General features: G+C 68.0%; 18 protein-coding genes. 9 read left to right on the top strand and 9 right to left on the bottom strand.

From position 1 onward, the window contains the following. The first annotated feature begins 11 nt into the window (after positions 1–11). A complete protein-coding gene (locus JSQ98_RS05745) occupies positions 12–1,409 on the top strand; it encodes an MFS transporter (RefSeq protein ID WP_200331512.1) in 1,398 nt (465 codons plus the stop codon). A 7-nt stretch (positions 1,410–1,416) separates the two neighbouring features. On the opposite strand, the gene JSQ98_RS05740 is transcribed toward JSQ98_RS05745, so the two are convergent. Genes JSQ98_RS05740 through JSQ98_RS05730 form a run of 3 tightly spaced genes read right to left on the bottom strand, consistent with a single transcriptional unit; the run spans position 1,417 to position 4,426 of the window. Then, a complete protein-coding gene (locus JSQ98_RS05740) occupies positions 1,417–2,367 on the bottom strand; it encodes a TAXI family TRAP transporter solute-binding subunit (protein WP_211648739.1) in 951 nt (316 codons plus the stop codon). Beyond that, entirely contained in the window at positions 2,364–3,776 is a 1,413-nt protein-coding gene (locus JSQ98_RS05735; RefSeq protein WP_211648738.1) for a sensor histidine kinase, read from the bottom strand. Before JSQ98_RS05735 ends, JSQ98_RS05740 begins: the two co-directional genes overlap by 4 nt. Continuing rightward, complete coding sequence (locus tag JSQ98_RS05730) at positions 3,776–4,426, bottom strand: response regulator transcription factor (protein WP_211648737.1); 651 nt, start codon at positions 4,424–4,426, stop codon at positions 3,776–3,778. Before JSQ98_RS05730 ends, JSQ98_RS05735 begins: the two co-directional genes overlap by 1 nt. A 146-nt stretch (positions 4,427–4,572) precedes the next feature. Between JSQ98_RS05730 and JSQ98_RS05725 the strand changes: the two genes are divergently transcribed. Further along, a complete protein-coding gene (locus JSQ98_RS05725) occupies positions 4,573–5,961 on the top strand; it encodes an MFS transporter (protein WP_090150585.1) in 1,389 nt (462 codons plus the stop codon). A 35-nt stretch (positions 5,962–5,996) separates the two neighbouring features. Beyond that, the gene (locus JSQ98_RS05720; RefSeq protein ID WP_211648736.1) at positions 5,997–6,662 is read left to right on the top strand and encodes a dihydrofolate reductase family protein; all 666 of its coding nucleotides are present in this window, start codon (positions 5,997–5,999) and stop codon (positions 6,660–6,662) included. A 69-nt stretch (positions 6,663–6,731) separates the two neighbouring features. On the opposite strand, the gene JSQ98_RS05715 is transcribed toward JSQ98_RS05720, so the two are convergent. After that, positions 6,732–8,777, bottom strand: a complete 2,046-nt coding sequence (locus tag JSQ98_RS05715) for an NAD-dependent epimerase/dehydratase family protein (protein ID WP_211648734.1) — start codon at positions 8,775–8,777, stop codon at positions 6,732–6,734. 171 nt (positions 8,778–8,948) lie between these two features. Between JSQ98_RS05715 and JSQ98_RS05710 the strand changes: the two genes are divergently transcribed. Then, positions 8,949–9,440, top strand: coding sequence for a CinA family protein (locus JSQ98_RS05710; RefSeq protein WP_211648732.1), 492 nt, complete (start codon positions 8,949–8,951; stop codon positions 9,438–9,440). 95 nt (positions 9,441–9,535) lie between these two features. Continuing rightward, positions 9,536–10,747, top strand: coding sequence for a zinc-dependent alcohol dehydrogenase (locus JSQ98_RS05705; protein ID WP_200331909.1), 1,212 nt, complete (start codon positions 9,536–9,538; stop codon positions 10,745–10,747). Here the strand turns inward: JSQ98_RS05705 and JSQ98_RS05700 are convergent. Next, complete coding sequence (locus JSQ98_RS05700; protein ID WP_346728723.1) at positions 10,744–11,472, bottom strand: DUF1206 domain-containing protein; 729 nt, start codon at positions 11,470–11,472, stop codon at positions 10,744–10,746. The genes JSQ98_RS05705 and JSQ98_RS05700 overlap by 4 nt on opposite strands. A 146-nt stretch (positions 11,473–11,618) precedes the next feature. On the opposite strand from JSQ98_RS05700, the gene JSQ98_RS05695 reads away from it, so the two are divergent. The 4 genes from JSQ98_RS05695 (at position 11,619) to JSQ98_RS05680 (ending at position 14,629) form a co-directional block, all read left to right on the top strand. Further along, positions 11,619–12,038 carry a GNAT family N-acetyltransferase gene (locus tag JSQ98_RS05695; protein ID WP_211648728.1) on the top strand — a complete coding sequence of 140 codons (420 nt, stop codon included), beginning with the start codon at positions 11,619–11,621 and terminating at the stop codon, positions 12,036–12,038. 49 nt (positions 12,039–12,087) lie between these two features. Continuing rightward, positions 12,088–12,495 carry a hypothetical protein gene (locus tag JSQ98_RS05690; RefSeq protein ID WP_211648726.1) on the top strand — a complete coding sequence of 136 codons (408 nt, stop codon included), beginning with the start codon at positions 12,088–12,090 and terminating at the stop codon, positions 12,493–12,495. Between the two features lie 64 nt (positions 12,496–12,559). Then, positions 12,560–13,918 carry an APC family permease gene (locus tag JSQ98_RS05685; protein ID WP_211648725.1) on the top strand — a complete coding sequence of 453 codons (1,359 nt, stop codon included), beginning with the start codon at positions 12,560–12,562 and terminating at the stop codon, positions 13,916–13,918. A 36-nt stretch (positions 13,919–13,954) separates the two neighbouring features. Then, entirely contained in the window at positions 13,955–14,629 is a 675-nt protein-coding gene (locus tag JSQ98_RS05680; RefSeq protein ID WP_211648724.1) for a Pr6Pr family membrane protein, read from the top strand. 23 nt (positions 14,630–14,652) lie between these two features. Here the strand turns inward: JSQ98_RS05680 and JSQ98_RS05675 are convergent, their stop codons facing one another. From JSQ98_RS05675 to JSQ98_RS05660, 4 genes are all read right to left on the bottom strand, one after another. Beyond that, entirely contained in the window at positions 14,653–15,534 is an 882-nt protein-coding gene (locus tag JSQ98_RS05675; protein ID WP_090150559.1) for a manganese catalase, read from the bottom strand. A gap of 140 nt (positions 15,535–15,674) precedes the next feature. Continuing rightward, on the bottom strand, positions 15,675–16,610 hold the full coding sequence (glsA, locus tag JSQ98_RS05670; RefSeq protein WP_090150556.1) for a glutaminase A: 936 nt from the start codon (positions 16,608–16,610) through the stop codon (positions 15,675–15,677). A 148-nt stretch (positions 16,611–16,758) separates the two neighbouring features. Further along, on the bottom strand, positions 16,759–17,088 hold the full coding sequence (locus tag JSQ98_RS05665) for a DUF7882 family protein (RefSeq protein WP_090150553.1): 330 nt from the start codon (positions 17,086–17,088) through the stop codon (positions 16,759–16,761). 84 nt (positions 17,089–17,172) lie between these two features. Beyond that, on the bottom strand, positions 17,173–17,532 hold the full coding sequence (locus JSQ98_RS05660) for a DUF7882 family protein (RefSeq protein ID WP_211648723.1): 360 nt from the start codon (positions 17,530–17,532) through the stop codon (positions 17,173–17,175). Between the last annotated feature and the right edge of the window lie 77 nt (positions 17,533–17,609).

Genomic DNA, 17,609 nt, shown 5'->3' with positions numbered 1-17,609 from the left:
ACGATGAGTCCATGCATGGAACTCCGACCGCCGAGCGGCGCTCGCTCTCGCAGCGCCTCGACGCGCTGCCCTTCACCCGCAAGCACGGCAAGGTGCTCGGCGGATCGGGCATCGGGTGGGCACTCGATGCGATGGACGTCGGACTCATCTCGTTCATCATCGCCGCGCTGGCCCAGCAGTGGGGCATCGACAAGGGCCAGAGTGGGCTGATCGCATCGATCGGGTTCGCAGGCATGGCGATCGGCGCCAGCCTCGGCGGCCTGCTCGCCGACCGCTTCGGACGTCGTCAGGTGTTCGCCGTCACACTGCTCGTCTACGGCGTCGCGACCGGCGCGAGCGCCCTGGTCGGCGGCATCGGATTGCTGCTGGTGCTCCGGTTCTTCGTCGGACTGGGCCTGGGGGCCGAGCTCCCGGTGGCGTCGACGTACGTGAGCGAGTTCGCTCCGGCGCGCATCCGCGGTCGCATCATCGTGATTCTCGAAGCGTTCTGGGCCGTGGGGTGGACGGCTGCCGCGCTCATCGGCTACTTCGTGGTTCCCGCCTCCGACGACGGATGGCGCTGGGCGTTCGCCCTCGGCGCCGTTCCCGCGGTGTACGCGCTCATCGTGCGCTGGGGGCTTCCGGAATCCCCGCGCTGGCTCGCCGGCCGCGGGCGCACGGAGCAGGCCGAGACGATCGTTGCATCGTTCGAGAGCGCTGCGGCCTCCCGGGGCGGCAGAACCGCCGCGTCCGAGCCGGCACCTGCTCCGGCTCCCGCAGCGACACCCGATGCCGGCGGTCCCGCCGCCGCGCCGATCGCGATCTCCAGCGGCGGCCGCCTCGCGGCGCTGTGGTCGGCGGAGTTCCGCGGCCGTACGCTGTCGATCTGGGTCGTCTGGTTCTGCGTCAACTTCGCCTACTACGGCGCGTTCATCTGGATTCCGAGCATCCTCGTCGATGCGGGATTCAGTCTCGTGCGCTCGTTCGGCTTCACCCTCATCATCACGCTCGCGCAGCTTCCCGGCTACGCCGTCGCCGCATGGCTCATCGAGGTCTGGGGTCGGCGGCTCACACTGTCGGTCTTCCTCGTCGGCTCAGCCGTTTCGGCGATCGTGTTCGGCACCGTGCACGCCGAAGCGGCGATCATCGCCTCAGGCATGGCGCTCTCGTTCTTCAACCTCGGCGCATGGGGCGCGCTGTACGCGGTGACGCCGGAGATCTACCCCACATCGCTGCGGGCGACGGGCGCGGGCTGGGCCGCTGGCGTGGGACGGATCGCGTCCATCGTCGCTCCGCTGCTCGTGCCAGTGCTGCTCATCGCGGGCGGCTCGGGGCTGACATTCTCCGTGTTCGCCGTCTTCTTCGTCATCGCCGCGGGCGCCGCCTGGGGTCTCGTCGATCGCAGAGGCACAGCGCTCGACGACCGGTAGACCCGGCTCACCGATAGCGTTCGCGGTAGCGAGCCCGTGCATCGCGGTGCAGGGGCACCTCGCCCGTGTCGATGAGAGTGTCGAGGGCCAGATACTGCAGCCCGACCGACCCGGTGGGCACGAGCCTCCTGGCATCATCCACGAGCACGTCGACGAGCGCACGCGCTGCATCGCGTGCGAGGTCCGCGCGACACATCAGCAGGTTCGAGATCCCGATGGTCGCGGTCGACCCCTCCGTGCCGTACACGCCAGCAGGAATGCGGGCGTCGAGGTACTCCTGCGGGTGCGCCGCGCGGAGCGGGGCGACCACATCCCCGAGATCGATCACCCGAAGCGGAGTGACCGCCGCGACGTCGGTGATCTCCGGAGTCGGAATCCCGCCCGACCAGAACAGTGCGTCGATGTCGCCCGCCGCGAGAGCGGTCAGCGCGTCGGAGAGCTCGAGTTCCGTCGCCGCCGGAGCACCGCTGCCCGATGCCCGACCGGTCGCTTCGAGCAACCGTCGTGTGGTGCGCGTGCTCCCCGAACCCGGGGCGCCGATCGACACCCGTCGTCCGGCGAGATCCGCGAACGATCGGATATCGCCGGCGTCGCGCACGAGGCACTGCAGGTAATTCTGATACACCCGCCCGATGGCCGTGAAGTCGTGCGATGCCGCGGTCTCGTTCGCCGAGTCCGCGAGCGAGAGCGCGAGATCGACATCGCCGCGCGCGAGCATCTCGAGATTCTCCCCGCTGCCATGCGTCACGCGGAGCTCGAGCGCTACCCCCGAGCGATCCTGCAGCGCGGCACCGAGCAGCTCCCCGAATTGCAGGTAGGCGCCGCCGGGCTCGCCGCACGCCAGCGCGATCCGCTCAGTCCGGGCGGGCGCGCACCCGGCAAGCGCGAGAGTCCACGCGGCCGCGCCTCCGATGAGCACGTTCCGGCGGCTAAGGCCCGCCTCACGACGCCCGGTCACGCCGCACCCGCGATGATCATGATGCGCAGACCGCCCTCGGGTGCACGATCGACGGCGACCTCTGCGTCGTTCGCCCGCGCGAGCTGCTCGACGATCGCGAGCCCGAGACCGCTGCCAGGCAATTGCGCGTGAACGGCAGCGCGCCAGAATCGCCTGCCGACGAGCGGGATATCCGAAGAGGCGAGCCCGGGGCCGGAGTCGCTCATGACGAGCACCGTGCGCGTCCCATCGCCCTGCCCCCGCAGTTCGATGCGAAACGTCGAACCGGCGGCGTACTTCGCGGCATTGTCGGTCACGAGCTCGACCACTTCCTCGAGATCGCTCCGGCGGAAACGGACGGGGCGCGAGTCATCGTCGGCGACCACGGAGATGCGGGCGTCGGCGAGCTGCTCGCGGTGCGGGGCAATGAGGCGTGCAGCCGACGTCGTCACCAGCGCATCATTGTTCGGCCGCGGCGATGCGTCGTTCGCCGCCCCTCCGTGCCCGCTGCCGGCGGCCGTCGCACGATGCTCGGCGTTCGCGAGCGCGAGCATGCGGGCGACGGTGTGCTCCAGGCGATTCAGATCTCGTTCGATCGCCGCCACCTCGGCATCGCTGCCCGGGTCGCCGAGGCCGCGCGGCAGGCCGTCGATGCGCAACCGGATGGCTGCGAGTGGATTTCGCAACTGATGCGATGCGTCGGCGACGAGACCGTGCTGCTGGTCGAGCGCGAGCTCCACGCTGCGCGCCATGCGCGCGAATGAGCGGGAGAGCCGGCGAAGTTCGGGCGGTCCAGCATCGGCGTCGAGGGCGTACTCGCGGTTCTCTGCGAGTGCGTTCGCCGCGGCGTCCAGCGAGGAGACCGGGCGCAGCACCCATCGCGTCCAGAACACCGAAGCGAGGAGCACCGCGAACAGGAGTGCCGCTCCGATGGCCACGATCGACGCCCATCCCGCTCCGACATCGCGCTGCGCGACCTGTTGATCGATGCGGAGCGCCACCGCTCCTTCGGGCGTGCGGCCGTCGAGTGTCACCGGTGCGGCGAGCGTCGCGGTTCGGGAGCTCCACGGCGTGACGATGGCGAGATCCCGCTGCGGCACTCCGCGAAGTGCGCTGGAGATGACGGCGAAGGTCTCCGGGTCGCTCGCGAAGTCGCCCGAAGCCGCGATGCGCTCGCCGGCGCCGTCGACCACGATCGCGGTTTCGCCGAACGTCTCGGTGAAGCGATCGAGGTAGCTCTCGAGCTCGCGCGCGTCTCCCGATTCGAACGCCGGGGTCGCTCGCTGCACGATCTGCTGCAGCGCAGCGCCGCGTTGGAGCTGCAGTTCCTGCGTGCGCGACTGCGCGATCGCGGCGCCGACGGGGATGAGGATGGCCGTGACGGCCAGCACTCCGAAGAGGAACAGGGGGAGCAGCACGCGAAATCGCATCAGGGCCTCTCGAGGCGGAACCCGCGGCCTCGGATCGTGGTGATCCGAAGCATCGGCACCTTCTGCCGGAGGCCCGCGAGGTGCACATCGAAGGCGCGAGAGGTTGCCGAATACGCTTCGCCCCACACGGCGTCGAGCAATCGCTGGCGGCTGACGACCGCACCGACGTGTCGCGCGAGCATGGCGAGCAGTGCGCACTCCGTCGGGGTCAGCGCGATGGTGGCGCCGTCGTGCAGCACCTGCCGCTCCGTCTCGTCGATGATGCAGTCGCCGAGCTCGATGCGATCGACGGCGAGTCCCGCGTAGCGGCGTGCAACGGCGGCGAGCCTGGCGAGGAGTTCGTGCAGGCGCACGGGCTTCACGAGGTAGTCGTCGGCGCCGAGCCTGAGCGCTTGCACCGTCGAGCGCTCATCTCCGCGAGCCGTGACGACGATCACGGGGATCTCGCTCAGCGCGCGCAGCTGTTCGAGGGCGGTGAGACCGTCCATGTCTTCCAGGCCGAGATCGAGCAGCACGATGTCGGCGCTCCGGTACTGCTGCAGCAGCGCGGCACCGCTCGCCACCCGGTCGCACGTGTGCCCGGCTCGGGTGAGGGCGCCGGCGAGTGCAGCGGAGACCGAGGGGTCGTCTTCGGTCACCAGTACGCGCATGCCATCCAGTATGCCGCTGCCGATACCAGCCGCGAGTGTTAAGGCAGTGTTAAGAGTTTCGCTCGCGGAGGTGTCGCCGCTCGCAGAATGGGTCTGCTGCTCGAACTGAGCTTCCCCCGTTTCCTCCCATGATGATTGGACTGTCAATGTCAACGTCGACTGCGACCTCACCGACCCTGCGCAGGTCGATCTCGAACACCCTCAAGGGCTCGGCGGGCAACCTCGTCGAGTGGTACGACGTCTACGTCTACTCGGTATTCGCAACGTACTTCGAGTCGCAGTTCTTCGCGGCGGACGAGAAGAACTCGTCGATCTACATCTGGGCGATCTTCGCCGTCACCTTCCTCATGCGCCCGATCGGCTCGTGGTTCTTCGGCCGCTTCGCCGATCGCCACGGGCGCCGTCTGTCGCTCACCGTCTCGGTCTCGCTCATGGCTGCGTGCTCGATCCTGATCGCGCTCGCCCCGACAGCCGAATCGATCGGCGTCGGCGCGGTCGTGATCCTCGTCTTCGCACGTCTGCTGCAGGGCTTCGCGACCGGTGGGGAATACGGCACGAGCGCGACGTACATGTCCGAAACCGCCATCTCCGGTCACCGCGGGTTCCTGTCGTCCTTCCACTACGTCACGCTCGTCGGCGGGCACGTGCTCGCGCAGCTCACGCTCATGATCATGGTGCTCACGCTGCCCGAAGCAGCGATCGCCTCATGGGGATGGCGCGTCGCCTTCGTGATCGGCGGTGCGGGAGCGCTCGTGGTGATCTGGCTGCGTCGCACCATGGACGAGACCCTGGAGACCGCGACGCTCGAAGCGGTGCGCTCGGGAGCGTCCCGTGAATCCGGCTCCATGCGCGAACTGCTCGTGCACCAGTGGCGTCCGCTGCTCACCTGCTTCCTCGTCACCGCTGGCGGTACGGTGGCGTTCTACACCTACTCCGTGACCGGCCCGTCGATCGTGAAGAGCGCGTTCGCGGGGAGCGACGTGCTGGCCGGAACCGTCATCAATCTCATCGCCCTCACGATCCTCATGCTGCTCCAGCCCCTCGGCGGCTGGATCTCGGACCGCGTCGGCCGCAAGTCGCTGCTCGTCTTCTTCGGGATCGGGGGAGTGCTCTACACCTGGGTGCTCCTCACCCAGCTGCCGCAGCAGCAGAACCCGATCATCGCGTTCACGCTCCTCGTCGTCGGCTTCATCATTCTGACGGGGTACACCTCAATCAATGCCGTGGTGAAGGCGGAGCTCTTCCCGACGCACATTCGCGCGCTCGGCGTCGGGTTCGGGTACGCCCTCGCCAACTCGGCATTCGGCGGGACCGCGCCGCTGCTGTACCAGGCGGCCGGCGAGACGGATCGCGTGACCTGGTTCATCGTGTACGTGACCGCGGTGATCGCCGTGTCGCTGCTCGTGTACATCTTCGTGCTGAAGAACAAGAGCTCGAACTGGCTGGACGACGAGGCCGGGATGCGCTCTCGGGTCCGCGGTGCATCCGCCGCTCGCGCGGGCGAGATCGCAGACACCGCTTCCGCCCGCGCGTAGACTGGCCGCCTCACTCGCTGGGGAAGGAGTCGCTCATGCAGCTGGCGCGCGTGCACAATCTCGCCGTCTCGCTCGACGGGTTCGGTGCGGGGGCGGACCCTTCACTGGACGCGCCGTTCGGCCATGCGGGGATGCGACTGATGGAGTGGTTCTTTCCGACGCAGACCTTCCAGGCGCAGACCGGGCAGCGGGAACGCGTGGACGTGCAGGGGGCGAGCGATCCCGATGATCGGTATGCGAGGCTATCGTTCGTCGGAATCGGCTCCGAGATCATGGGCGCCGGCAAATTCGGCCCGCCCGGCTGGCAGCACGACCCGGCCTGGACGGGGTGGTGGGGCGATGAGCCGCCCTTCCACTCACCGGTCTTCGTCTTGACGCACACGCCTCGGCCGTCCGTGACCCGCGGCGACACCACGTTTCACTTCATGAGCGCTTCGCCCGCCGAGGCTCTGGAAGCCGCACGCCAGGCCGCCGCCGGCCTCGACGTGCGCATCGGCGGCGGCCCCACGACGGTGCGCGAGTTCCTCTCCGCCGGCCTCATCGACCACCTGCACGTGGTCCAGGTGCCGATCCTGCTCGGGCGAGGGGCGCATCTCTGGCGCGGCCTCGAGGGGTGGGAGCGCGAGTACGATGCTGTCTCGGAGACCACGCCGAGCGGGGTCACGCACCTCACGTTCACGCGGAAAGACGCCGCTCGTTAGCTATCGCCTGCGTCCCTGTCTCTCACCGCTCGCGCGCGGGGAGAGACAGGGAACCCAGAGCAGGTCTCGTCAGTAGTTGGAGGGCGGATCGCTTCCCGGGAACGACTCCTCGCCCCATTCGTCGGCCAGAGCGTCGTCATGCTCCCCGCGCAACCGCCGCGCCGCGCTCGAGGCGCTCTCAGGCGCCTCGGAACCGCCCTCCGCTGCGGCATCGGGATCGGCGGGAATGGCCGGCGTCTCGTCGACGGCATCCGCGTCGGCGCCGAGCGGTGTAGCGCCGGACGGGACTGCGGCGTCCGCATCGCTGTCCTCGCCGAACACATCCCGGTCCTCCCGGAACGCGCGACTGCGGGCATAGGCGTGCGCGGCACCGAGCATTTCGGCTTGCGCCAGCGCGCGCTCCCCGAGCTCGTCGAACACCGCGGCGTCGAGGTCGAGGTCGGCGGCGTGCTCGCTGAGCACCTGCCACAGGCCGAGCTTCCCGATCACCGCACTGCGCAGCAGTTCGAGCTCCAAGATGAGGGAAAGCGGCGAGCGCGTGAACGTGCGTCCGTTCAGCTTCAGCCTCCCGACGCGCTCACCCACCCACGACGCGGCCTGACGGTAGAAACGGCGCCGCACCTCGAGGTCGTCGATCAGGTGAGCGAGGAAGGCGCGCTCGAGCCGGAGCTCTTCGGCGAGTTCTGAGAGCCCGGCGTAGACGGGAGTGTCGATGTACGCAGCAGACATGCGCTCCATGCGCTCAGCCCCTGCGGTCGCCCCGGTCAGATGGTCGGAGAGGTAGAGGCCGAACAACTCCCAGTCGAGGTCGCCGGCCTCGTTCGAGACGCCTGCGGAGGGGGCGTCCGCGGTCGCCGACGGCTCGTCGGACGTCGAGGCAGCCTCGGCGCCTGCTCCCACACGTCCGTCGAGTGACGAGAGACGCGCCTCGTCGACATCCCGAGCTCGAAGCGGCAGCGATCCCGTCCCTCGACCGTCGATCATGCCCTCGAGCAGCTCTCGCAGGGCATCCGCGGCCGAGTGCTTCGGCTGCCAGCCGAGCTCGCTCTTGGCGCGACCGTTGTCCATGTGCGGCGCCCCCAGCGCGAGGTCGAACCAGCCCGCGTCGACCGACACGATTCCGGCGCGGTGCGCAGCAGTGACGAACCCGCGCACCACCGCTGTCGGAAGCTCGAAGAAGCGTCCGTGGTCGATGATGTCGGCCAGTTGTTGCGCTCCGAGCACGTCGTCGGCGCAGATGTTGAAGGCCCCAGGAGCGCGCTGCACGATCGCGGCGACGTACGCGTCCGCCGCGTCATCGGCGTGGATCGCCTGGACGCCGCGCAAGCCCTTCGGCAATGGGAGGGCTGGAGGTTTCGCACGACCGAGTGCCTGCACCGGGACGGCGCTTCCGAGGAAGTACCTCTGAATGGACGATGCAGCATCGCCTTGGAAGGTGAGCGCCGGTCGCATCCGCGTGATGGTGAGAGCAGGGAACTCGCGGGCGAACTCGTCGAGCACCTCCTCCTGCGCGGCCTTGTCGACGCTGTACTGCGACGACTCGATCCCGCCCCGTTCCCAATCCTCGGTGCGGAGGGACCGTGACGGATCGGCGGCATAGACGCCGACCGACGACGCGACCACGACGTGGCCGACCCCCGCCTCAGCCGCCGCGCGCAGCACGCGGCGGGTCCCCTCGACGTTCACGCGGCGCAGGAGTTCGCGTTCGGCGATGGGTTGGATGAGCCATGCCAGGTGGACGACGGTGTCGACTCCGGAGAACGCCTCCCGGAGGGCTTCGACAGCCGACTCCTCTGACGAGGCCGCAGCGATGTCGATGGAAGACCATTCGCACGACGCATACGGATCCACCGTGAGATCGGGCATACGCCGAGCGATGGCGAGCACCGACCCGACGTCCGGGGAAGCGGCGAGTGCGCGCAGCAGAGCGGTACCCGCGTTGCCCGTGGCTCCGACGACCGCTACGCGGAGCGGCGCGCTCGCGTCATCCGCGCGGCCGGCATCGGCGGCGCCCGCCTTCGAGGGTCGCGCTCCGTTGACGGGTACTGCAGGAGTGGCCGGCACCGCGTGCGCGGCTCCGGCCGATGCATCTTGAGACTGGGGTCGTTCGGGCATTGCTGTCCTCCTCGAATCGCTCGTGTCTTCAGAATGCCTCGTCGACGACGCGGTTGACAGGGGGTTGCGTGCTCTCGTCGGAGGCGTCAAGGCCCCTGCGGCGACGATTCTCCCCCCGTAACGTCGGCAATTGCGCCGTAGATCTCATCGGCGCGGAAGGAGCGAAACTCGATGGTTGAATCCGCTATTCAGGGCCGCGTCGACGACCTCGTCGAGCGCATCGCCGAGCGTGCGTCGGATGCAGATCGGTCTGTCGCAGTCGCCGAGTCGTTGACGGGGGGTCAACTGAGCGCGGCGTTGGCCGCGGCGCCCGACTCCGGCACCTGGTTCCACGGAGGGATCACGGCATACCATCCGGAGGTGAAGTACTCCCTCCTGGGGGCTCCGAGGGGGCCGGTGGTGACGGAACCGACGGCGGTGGCGATGGCGGAATCCGCCGCGCGTCTGCTGCTGGCCGATGTCGTGGTCGCAGTGACCGGAGTCGGGGGACCGGAACCCGACGAGGGCAAGCCGGCGGGGACGGTCGTGCTCGCGATCACCGGAGGGGACTCGCCGACGGGCGTCGAGCATCTCTCGTTCTCGGGCGATCCGATCGAGGTGATGCAGAAGACCGTCGAGGCCGCCCTCGAAGCGGTACTCGGACGCCTCGCCCCGACCGACTGAATCCGGGGTCTCGCCCGTCTCGGTGCGTCGGGCACGCAGACCGCACGAGCACCGATCCAGAGCAAGAGCAAGAGCGATGAGCAGAGGAGCACATGATGCGCGCAGTGACGTGGCAGGGCAAGCGGAAGATCTCGGTCGAGCAGGTGCCCGATCCGGTGATCCAGGAACCAGGGGACGCGATCGTTCGAGTGACTTCGACGGCGATCTGCGGTTCGGACCTCCACCTCTATGAGCTGTTCGGGCCGTTTCTCGACGCTGGTGACATTCTGGGCCACGAGACGATGGGCGTCGTCGAGGAGGTGGGCCCGGGCGTGACCTCGTTGCAGGTGGGGCAACGGGTGGTGATCCCGTTCAACATCTCGTGCGGAGCATGCTGGATGTGCACGCGCGGCCTGCAGTCGCAGTGCGAGCGCACGCAGGTGACCGAGTACGGTTCGGGGGCGGCGCTCTTCGGCTACACGAAACTCTACGGCCAGGTGCCTGGCGGGCAGGCCGAGCTGCTTCGGGTGCCCATCGCGGATTACAACACCATCCCCGTCGGCGAGACCCTCCCGGATGAGCGCTATCTCTTCCTCAGCGACATCCTCCCGACAGCTGCGCAGGGCGTGGCCTACGCAGGAGTCGGGCGCGGAGACACGGCACTGGTGCTCGGACTCGGCCCGGTCGGTCAGTTCGCAGCGCGTCTCGCCGCGCATCGCGGGGCGCGGGTGCTCGCCGTCGACCCGGTGCCGGAACGCCGGGAGATGGCTGCACGCCACGGCATCGCCGTATGCGAGCCCGGTGACGTCGACGAGGCCGCCGTCGACTTCTCCGACGGGCGCGGGCCCGACGCCGTGATCGATGCCGTCGGCATGGAGGCGCACGGGAGCCCAGGCGTGCACGCAGCGCACACGGCCATCGGTGCACTGCCCGACGTGCTCGCGAAGCCGATGATGGAGCACGCCGGCGTCGATCGCACAGCCGCCCTGCTGCAGGGGATCGATCTGGTGCGCCGCGGCGGGACCGTCTCCATCAGCGGAGTCTACGTCGGCAACGCCGACCCGCTGCCCATGAAGACGCTGTTCGACAAGCAGATCACGATCAAGATGGGCCAGTGCAACGTGAAGCGGTGGATCGACGATCTACTGCCCCTCGTCGAACAGCACGACGACCCGCTCGGCACGGCCGATCTCACCACCCATCGGGTTCCGCTCGCGAGTGCCCCGGAGATGTACGAGCTCTTCCAGAAGAAGGAGGACGGGTGCATCAAGGTCGTGCTCGATCCGGCGGCGGACTCCGCCGATACCGGCTCGGCGCCGGGTCGTTAGAGCTTCGCGAACCGCGCGCGGAAGAAGCAGAACACCCCGTATGCCAGGAACCCTGCACCGATGAGCACGATCCAGACGGGCCCGCCCGGCAGGTCGTAGAGCGAGGTGATGGCCGAGTCGAGGGCTCCGGCCGAGCTCGAATCTCCCCGGACGCCGGCGGCGGCCAGGAGCACGGCGACGACGAGCAGGGCTCCGCCCTTCGACACGAACCCCACCGCGCCCAGGGCAGCGATCGCGTGACCGACGCGATCGGACGGGAGCTCCATCTGCTTCCGGAAGCTCCGGGACACGCCCATCCAGATCCAGGCGATTCCGACACCGGCCACCCCGAGGCCGACCAGGACGAGCAGGACCGTTCCGCCCGGAAGGGTGAGCAGCCCGCGGCTCGCATCGCGAGTGGTGCGGTCGGGATCGGGGCGTGCGCCGACGGCGATCGCCGTCGCGATCCCGCCCATGACGCAGAACGCGATTCCCTGCCCCCACTCGGCGAGCCGGCGCCCCCAGCGCTGCTTCCGAGAGCTGCGGCTGAGGGCGAAGCCGTCGACGATGTGGAAGATGCCGAGGGCGAAGAGGAGCAGTGCGACCGCCCAGAGGCCCGCGAGACCGAACGGCGCCTCGGCGATGGATGTGAGAGCTCCCACCTGATCGGCTTCCGCGCGGCCCTGGCGCACGACGAGGGCGATTGCGAGGACCCCGATCAGCCCGTGCACGATGCCGGTCGCCACGTACCCTCCCCGCGCCAGTGCGCGAAAGGTCGTGGTGCTCTCGGTTCTGCGAGCAGCAGATTGCAATCGGTCGTCCATGGGTCGAGGCTAACGGATCAGAGCGCCCGGACCTGCGCTGCGCCGTTCGCCGCGCGTATCGTGGTCTCATGGACCATCGCATACTCGATCGCGTACCCACCGCTGCCGAACACGCTGCCCTCGCAGCTGCGGTCGGATGGCAGTCCCACTTCGATGACGAGGTGCGCGGTGCCTCGCTCGCCGCGTCCCTGGCCGGTGTTGTGTGCGTCGACGAGCACGGGTCGGTGATCGGCATGGCGCGGGCCGTGGGCGACGGACTGCAGTACGCGTACGTGCAAGACGTCGTCGTCGATCCGGAGCACGAGGGAGCGGGGATCGCGACCGATCTCGTCTCGCGTCTGATCGAACTGCTGCGGCCGGAGGGTGACATCGAGCTATTCGTCGGCCTCTTCGCGAGCGATGCCGCGGTCGGCGTGTACGAATCACTCGGATTCACCACCGATGACGCGACCGGCATGCATCGGAAGCTCCGAGGCTCCGGTTCGTGAGGAGCGCAACCCCCTCGTCCGAAATGGAAGCATTTCCTAGGCTCGACGCATGTCAGTGAACAAGCTCAAGCTCGTAGCCACCGGTGCCATCTCGCTCGCGCTCCTCGGCGGAACCGCCGGGTGCGGTGGAGTCTCCCCGACCGAGGGCTCAGGGGAAGTGCGCGACCAGCACGACGCACCGAACGGACTCGCGGACGAAGTCGAGGAGCAGATCGATGATCGCCTTGCGAACGGCGACCCCGAAGGCGTCAGCGCGGACGAGACCGACCTTCTCGAGCAGATCGACGAGTACGAGAACGTCTCGACGGACACCATTCGCGTGCTCGTCGAGGGCGAGCTCAGCGAGGCCCAACGCGACGACCTCGCCTCCGCCGTGTTCGCCGCGACGGAGAACGACGCGCTCGGCACCGTGCTGATCGTGGATGCGACCGGGGATGAGACGGAGCACACGAGCTAACGAACAGGGACCGCGGGTGTCAAGGGGCGTGCGGGTGACTTCTGCGCGACTCTAGGCTGGCGGGATGACGCGTGAACCCGAGGCTGCCTCGCAGCCCCTCGATACGAAGCTGCGCCGCTCGGTCTCCGGCCTGCTCCTCTTCGCCTTCATCCTCGGAGATGTGCTCGGGGCCGGCATCTACGCACTCATGGGGGTGCTGTCTGCAGAGGTCGGCGGCATGCTGTGGGCACCGCTCCTGCTGGCGCTGCTGCTCGCGCTCCTCACGGCGGGCTCGTACGCGGAACTCGTCACGAAGTATCCGAAAGCGGGAGGCGCTGCCGTCTTCGCGGAGCGGGCCTTCAAGAAGCCCGTCATCTCATTCCTCGTCGGGTTCTGCATGCTCGCGGCTGGCGTCACGAGCGCTGCCGGCCTGTCCATCGCCTTCGCAGGGGAGTACCTGCACACGTTCGTGGAACTGCCGACGACGCTCGTCGCGATCCTGTTCCTGGTCGTCGTGGCCCTGCTCAACGCTCGAGGCATTCGCGAGTCCCTCGGCGCCAACCTCGTGATGACGGCGATCGAGGTCAGCGGCCTCGTCATCGTCATCGTGGTGGTCGGCCTGCTCGTCGGGAACGGCGGAGGCGATCTCTCGCGAGTGGTCGAAGGGCCGGAGGGCGTCGGCACGGCGGCCGCGGTGCTCGGTGGTGCAATCATCGCGTTCTACTCCTTCGTGGGTTTCGAGACCTCGGCGAACATGATCGAGGAGGTGCGCAACCCATCTCGCACCTACCCGAGGGCGCTCTTCGCCTCCCTCGCAGTCGCCGGGGTCGTCTATGTGCTCGTCGGGCTCGCGAGCGCGATCGCGCTGCCCGCCGATGAGCTCGCCGAGTCGAGCGGCCCCCTGCTCGACGTGGTGGAAGCCTCCGGCTCGCACGTGCCGTCGTGGGTGTTCAGCGCGATCGCGCTGATCGCTGTAGCGAATGGTGCCTTGCTGACGATGATCATGACGAGCCGACTCGCCTTCGGGATGGCCGAGCAGGGGCTGCTCCCCGCCCAGTTGGGGCGGGTGCTGCCGAAGCGGAAGACGCCGTGGGTGGCGATCATGGCGACCACCCTCGTCGCGGCGCTGCTCACGCTGGTCGGTGACCTCGCCACGCTTGCGGAGACGGTCGTGCTGCTGCTGCTCTTCGTGTTCTTGAGCGCCAACGTGTCGGTGCTCGTCCTGCGCCGCGACCGCGTCGAGCATCAGCATTTCCGCGTGTGGACCTTCGTGCCCGTGCTCGGCATCGCCTCGTGCATCATGCTGATGACGCAGCAGAGCGGAACGGTCTGGCTCTTCGGGGCCGCCCTCGTCGGGGTCGGCGTCGTACTGCACCTGTTCGCACGCTGGAACGCACGTCGGAACGCGAGTCGGAGCGACGAAACTCCTGAGGTCAAGGCATGATGGGGTGACCGCGAACGCCGATGGAGGGGGCCGAAGATGACGTCGACGAAGAGCGCGGCTCGCGCCCCAGCCGTATCGGTGGGCCGCAGATTCGCCGTATGCGCCGCCTCCGCGGCAGTGCTGATCGCCGCCGCTGTGATCGGACAACTGGTGTTCAGTCTGAGTTTCGAACCCGATGAGCCGCTGTTCTTCTTCACGAACTTCTTCAGTTTCTTCACGATCCTGTCGAATGTGCTCGCGGTCATCGTCCTGACGGCGTCGGCCGTTGTCATATCCCTCGGGAAACGTCCGCCGCTCTGGTTCTGGGCGGTGTTCACGGCGATGTCCACCTACATGGTGACGACGGGAATCGTGTACAACGCCTTGTTGCGGGGCGTGTCGCTCGACCAGGAGTCGACACTCGGATGGTCGAACGAGGTGCTGCACCTCATCGGGCCGCTCCTCGTTGCAGCGCTGTGGTGGTTCGCGCCAGCGCGCGCGGGGCTCTCTTGGAGGCATCTGCGCCTCGCGGCCGTATTCCCCCTCGCGTGGGGGGTCTACACGGTGCTGCGCGGCGCCGTCGTCGGATGGTATCCCTACCCATTCATGAATCCTGCTCAGCCCGGCGGGTACGGCGCCGTACTCGGTTACATGGCTGCCATCGCCGCGGTGATCATCGGCGTCGATGCGCTGCTCGTCGGACTGAGCCGCAGGACGCGCGAGCGCGCCTGAAGCTCAGCCCGACGACGGAGCAGTTACTCCTTCCGCAGGACATCCTGAGCCCGGCCGGCGATCTTCTCGGCCAGGTTCGGCACGTCGGTCGTGCCATAGAAGCGCGCGTCCGGGTGCGTGGGCGGCGGCATCGGCACTCCGGCCTCCGGGGCCTCGTGGTAGCTGAACTCACCGAGTCCATCGGGAGTCGGCCCCGATGCCCAGCTGCCCTCGCTCGCGGCCGCTCCGTCGGAGAAGTTGATGTACTGGTACGACACGTCGCGCTCCTCCTTGCTGATCGGGAAGTTGCTCGGAACCGGAAGCGATTCCACACCCTCTTCCTGCAGTTCAGCGGCTGCCGCGAGCCACTGATTCTGGTGCATGGTGTCGCGGGCGAGCAGGAAGCCGAGCAAATCGCGCACTCCGTGGTCATCGGTCATGTGATAGAGCCGAGCGACCTGCACGCGCCCCTGCATCTCGGCGTTCGCATTGGCCTGGAAATCAGCGAGCAGGTTGCCGCTGCTCGTGATGAAACTGCCCTGCCACGGATTCCCGTTGCTGTCGACCGGGCGCGCGCCTGCGCCGGCGACGATGCCCTGCTGCACGTCGGTGCCGCCGATGATCGCGGCCACGGTCGGATCGCTCTGCACCGCCTCATCCGTGATGCCGAGAGGCGACTTCTCGAGGAGCTGCGCGATCATCACCGCGAGCATCTCGACGTGTCCCATCTCCTCCGCGCCGATGCCGAAGACCAGGTCGCGGTACTTCCCCGGGATGTGCATGTTCCATGCCTGGAATTGATACTGCAGAGCGACCGTGATCTCGCCGTACTGCCCGCCGAGCACCTCCTGCAGCTTGCGCGCGTACACCGCGTCCGGCTTGTCCGGGCTGGCCTTGTGCTGGAGTTCCTGCCGGTGAAAATACATCGTCCGTTTCCTCTCCGTCGCCGGTCGGAGGGCCGCGGTTCGACATCTGCTGCGACCGACGATGCCACCCAGCCCACACCGGATGCGGCGTGACCACGACGGGGTTGCAATCGGGAGAAGCGTGACGTAAACGCGGGGGCTCAGGGCGAGACGTCGAAGGCGTGCAGCCGGAGATCGTCGCTCAGGCGCGCACTCGCCAGGTGGCCGCGGACGCTCGTCCCCTGCTCGTCGAGCGGCGGGCTGAAGACTGCGGCGCCGAGGGCGCCGGGCGCCGAGAGCACGATGGCGCCCGAGACGCTCGACTTCGCCGGAACACCCACTTCGCGCATCCAGCGCCCCGAACCGTCGTACACGCCGCACGTCGCCATGACGGAGATGACGTCGCGCGCGACCTCTCGGGAGATGACGCGTTCGCCGGTGCACGGATTGACGCCTCCCGCCGCGAGTGTCGCTCCCATGACCGCGAGGGCTTCTGCGTCGACGAGCGTGGCGCACGCGCGGGCGTACACGGTGATCGCATCGTCCGCTTCGACGCGCAGCGTCCCCTCCGAGCGCATGAGATGCGCCAGGGCGAGATTGCGGTCCCCGAGTCGCTGCTCCGCCTCGGCGATCTCCTCGTCGACGCGCAGCGACCGCCCCGCGAAGGCCGAGAGCCCCGCGGCAATGCGCTCGGCGCGGGCAGCGGCATCGTCGCCGTCCACGATCGAGCTCGTGAGGAGCGCACCGGCGTTCACCATCGGATTCGGCGGTCGGCCCGTGCCGCTCTCGAGTTTGATCGCATCGAAGGCCTCACCCGTCGGCTCGATGCCCACCCGCTCAAGGGCGGCGCGATTCGTGTCGTGCAGTGCCAGCGCGAACACGAACGGTTTCACCGCCGACTGGATGCTGAACACCACGTCGGACTGCGCGCTCGAGCGAAGGTCGCCGTCCAGGGTGACCAGGGCGACGCCGCAGAGCCCGGGGTCGGCTTCGGCGAGTTGGGGGATGCTCTCGGTCACGGCACCGCCCCGATGGGGAAGCATCTGCTCGCGCAGTGCGTCGAGGTCGTAGCTGCGGGCGTCCGGGGCTCGGTTCATTCCTCTAGCTTGCGGGAGAGCCGGGCACCGGAGGCTCGATCGTGCGGCGCGGCGTTGAAGCCGGTCACGGCGCCGGCGCCTGCATGCAGAAGCGTCGCTCCTCCCAAGAGAATCAGGAGGAGCGACGCTCCGGTGATGTGCGACCGCGTCAGAGCAGATCAGGATTCTTCTTGACGAACTTCTCCGCTTCTTCCTCCGTGATCGCGATGAGACCGCGCGGTGTATGCGCGAGCGAGTTGAGCGCCCGCACCCACGCTTTGCTGAGTTCCGGCTCGCGGCTCCCTGAGAAATGGAAACCGATGGAGACGTACGGCGACAACCAGACCGACAAGCGCCCATCGCCCTGGTCGTGCGGCTTGTGCCAGCTGAGGAAGAAGCACTCCTGCTTCTTCAGTTTCTGCCCGATGACGAACTGCAGGTGGGCCAGCAGTCGATCCTCGAACTCGTATTCCCGTTCCCCGTGTTTCAAATACCCCATGATCAGCAGTTTGCCAGTGGAAACAATTCACGGCAGGGCTGTCTTTGCGGCGCTGAATGTGGTACCCCGATTCGGTTGAGTCGGCTACTTCACGGGTTCTGCGCGGAGGTTTCCGGGATAGCTGTTTCCGGTGGCTTCGGCGACGGCCAGGGTGCCGTCCTCTTTCGTTACGATCAACCCTGTCGTCGAACTCGCCGATTCCCCGAGTCGCTGCAACCACTCTGTATTGATCTCCGGTACACGGCTCCCCAGGAACTTGAACGTGAGCGTCGTCTGGGGCGAGACCCAGATCGCCGTGCGACCGTCGCCCACGCTCATGCTGTCCTTCCACGACATCAAGAACGCCTCGTCGCGCATCAGCTTCTGCACGATGATGATCTGGAGGTGCGCGAGCAGTCGGTCTTCGAAGTGGGTGGTGAGGCCGTCGTATCGAATGAATCCCATGAGCTTCTGGTCCTTTCATCCCGCGACATTCGAGTGGTCGCGGGGAAGCTCGTCAAGTGTCTCAGGAAATCTGGTGC

This window comes from Leucobacter manosquensis, assembly GCF_018304845.1.
Lineage (GTDB): Bacteria > Actinomycetota > Actinomycetes > Actinomycetales > Microbacteriaceae > Leucobacter > Leucobacter alluvii.
This window is presented reverse-complemented; position numbering and strand designations above follow the sequence as displayed.

What these genes read in the sequence shown, in the direction of transcription:
- JSQ98_RS05695 (WP_211648728.1), top strand. Translation starts at nt 11,619, where the DNA reads ATGGACCATCGCATACTCGATCGCGTACCCACCGCTGCCGAACACGCT.
- JSQ98_RS05680 (WP_211648724.1), top strand. Translation starts at nt 13,955, where the DNA reads ATGACGTCGACGAAGAGCGCGGCTCGCGCCCCAGCCGTATCGGTGGGC.
- JSQ98_RS05715 (WP_211648734.1), bottom strand. Translation starts at nt 8,777, where the DNA reads ATGCCCGAACGACCCCAGTCTCAAGATGCATCGGCCGGAGCCGCGCAC.
- JSQ98_RS05710 (WP_211648732.1), top strand. Translation starts at nt 8,949, where the DNA reads ATGGTTGAATCCGCTATTCAGGGCCGCGTCGACGACCTCGTCGAGCGC.
- JSQ98_RS05725 (WP_090150585.1), top strand. Translation starts at nt 4,573, where the DNA reads ATGTCAACGTCGACTGCGACCTCACCGACCCTGCGCAGGTCGATCTCG.
- JSQ98_RS05720 (WP_211648736.1), top strand. Translation starts at nt 5,997, where the DNA reads ATGCAGCTGGCGCGCGTGCACAATCTCGCCGTCTCGCTCGACGGGTTC.
- JSQ98_RS05735 (WP_211648738.1), bottom strand. Translation starts at nt 3,776, where the DNA reads ATGCGATTTCGCGTGCTGCTCCCCCTGTTCCTCTTCGGAGTGCTGGCC.
- JSQ98_RS05705 (WP_200331909.1), top strand. Translation starts at nt 9,536, where the DNA reads ATGCGCGCAGTGACGTGGCAGGGCAAGCGGAAGATCTCGGTCGAGCAG.
- JSQ98_RS05690 (WP_211648726.1), top strand. Translation starts at nt 12,088, where the DNA reads ATGTCAGTGAACAAGCTCAAGCTCGTAGCCACCGGTGCCATCTCGCTC.
- JSQ98_RS05665 (WP_090150553.1), bottom strand. Translation starts at nt 17,088, where the DNA reads ATGGGGTATTTGAAACACGGGGAACGGGAATACGAGTTCGAGGATCGA.
- JSQ98_RS05745 (WP_200331512.1), top strand. Translation starts at nt 12, where the DNA reads ATGCATGGAACTCCGACCGCCGAGCGGCGCTCGCTCTCGCAGCGCCTC.
- JSQ98_RS05685 (WP_211648725.1), top strand. Translation starts at nt 12,560, where the DNA reads ATGACGCGTGAACCCGAGGCTGCCTCGCAGCCCCTCGATACGAAGCTG.
- JSQ98_RS05660 (WP_211648723.1), bottom strand. Translation starts at nt 17,532, where the DNA reads ATGGGATTCATTCGATACGACGGCCTCACCACCCACTTCGAAGACCGA.
- glsA (WP_090150556.1), bottom strand. Translation starts at nt 16,610, where the DNA reads ATGAACCGAGCCCCGGACGCCCGCAGCTACGACCTCGACGCACTGCGC.
- JSQ98_RS05675 (WP_090150559.1), bottom strand. Translation starts at nt 15,534, where the DNA reads ATGTATTTTCACCGGCAGGAACTCCAGCACAAGGCCAGCCCGGACAAG.
- JSQ98_RS05730 (WP_211648737.1), bottom strand. Translation starts at nt 4,426, where the DNA reads ATGCGCGTACTGGTGACCGAAGACGACCCCTCGGTCTCCGCTGCACTC.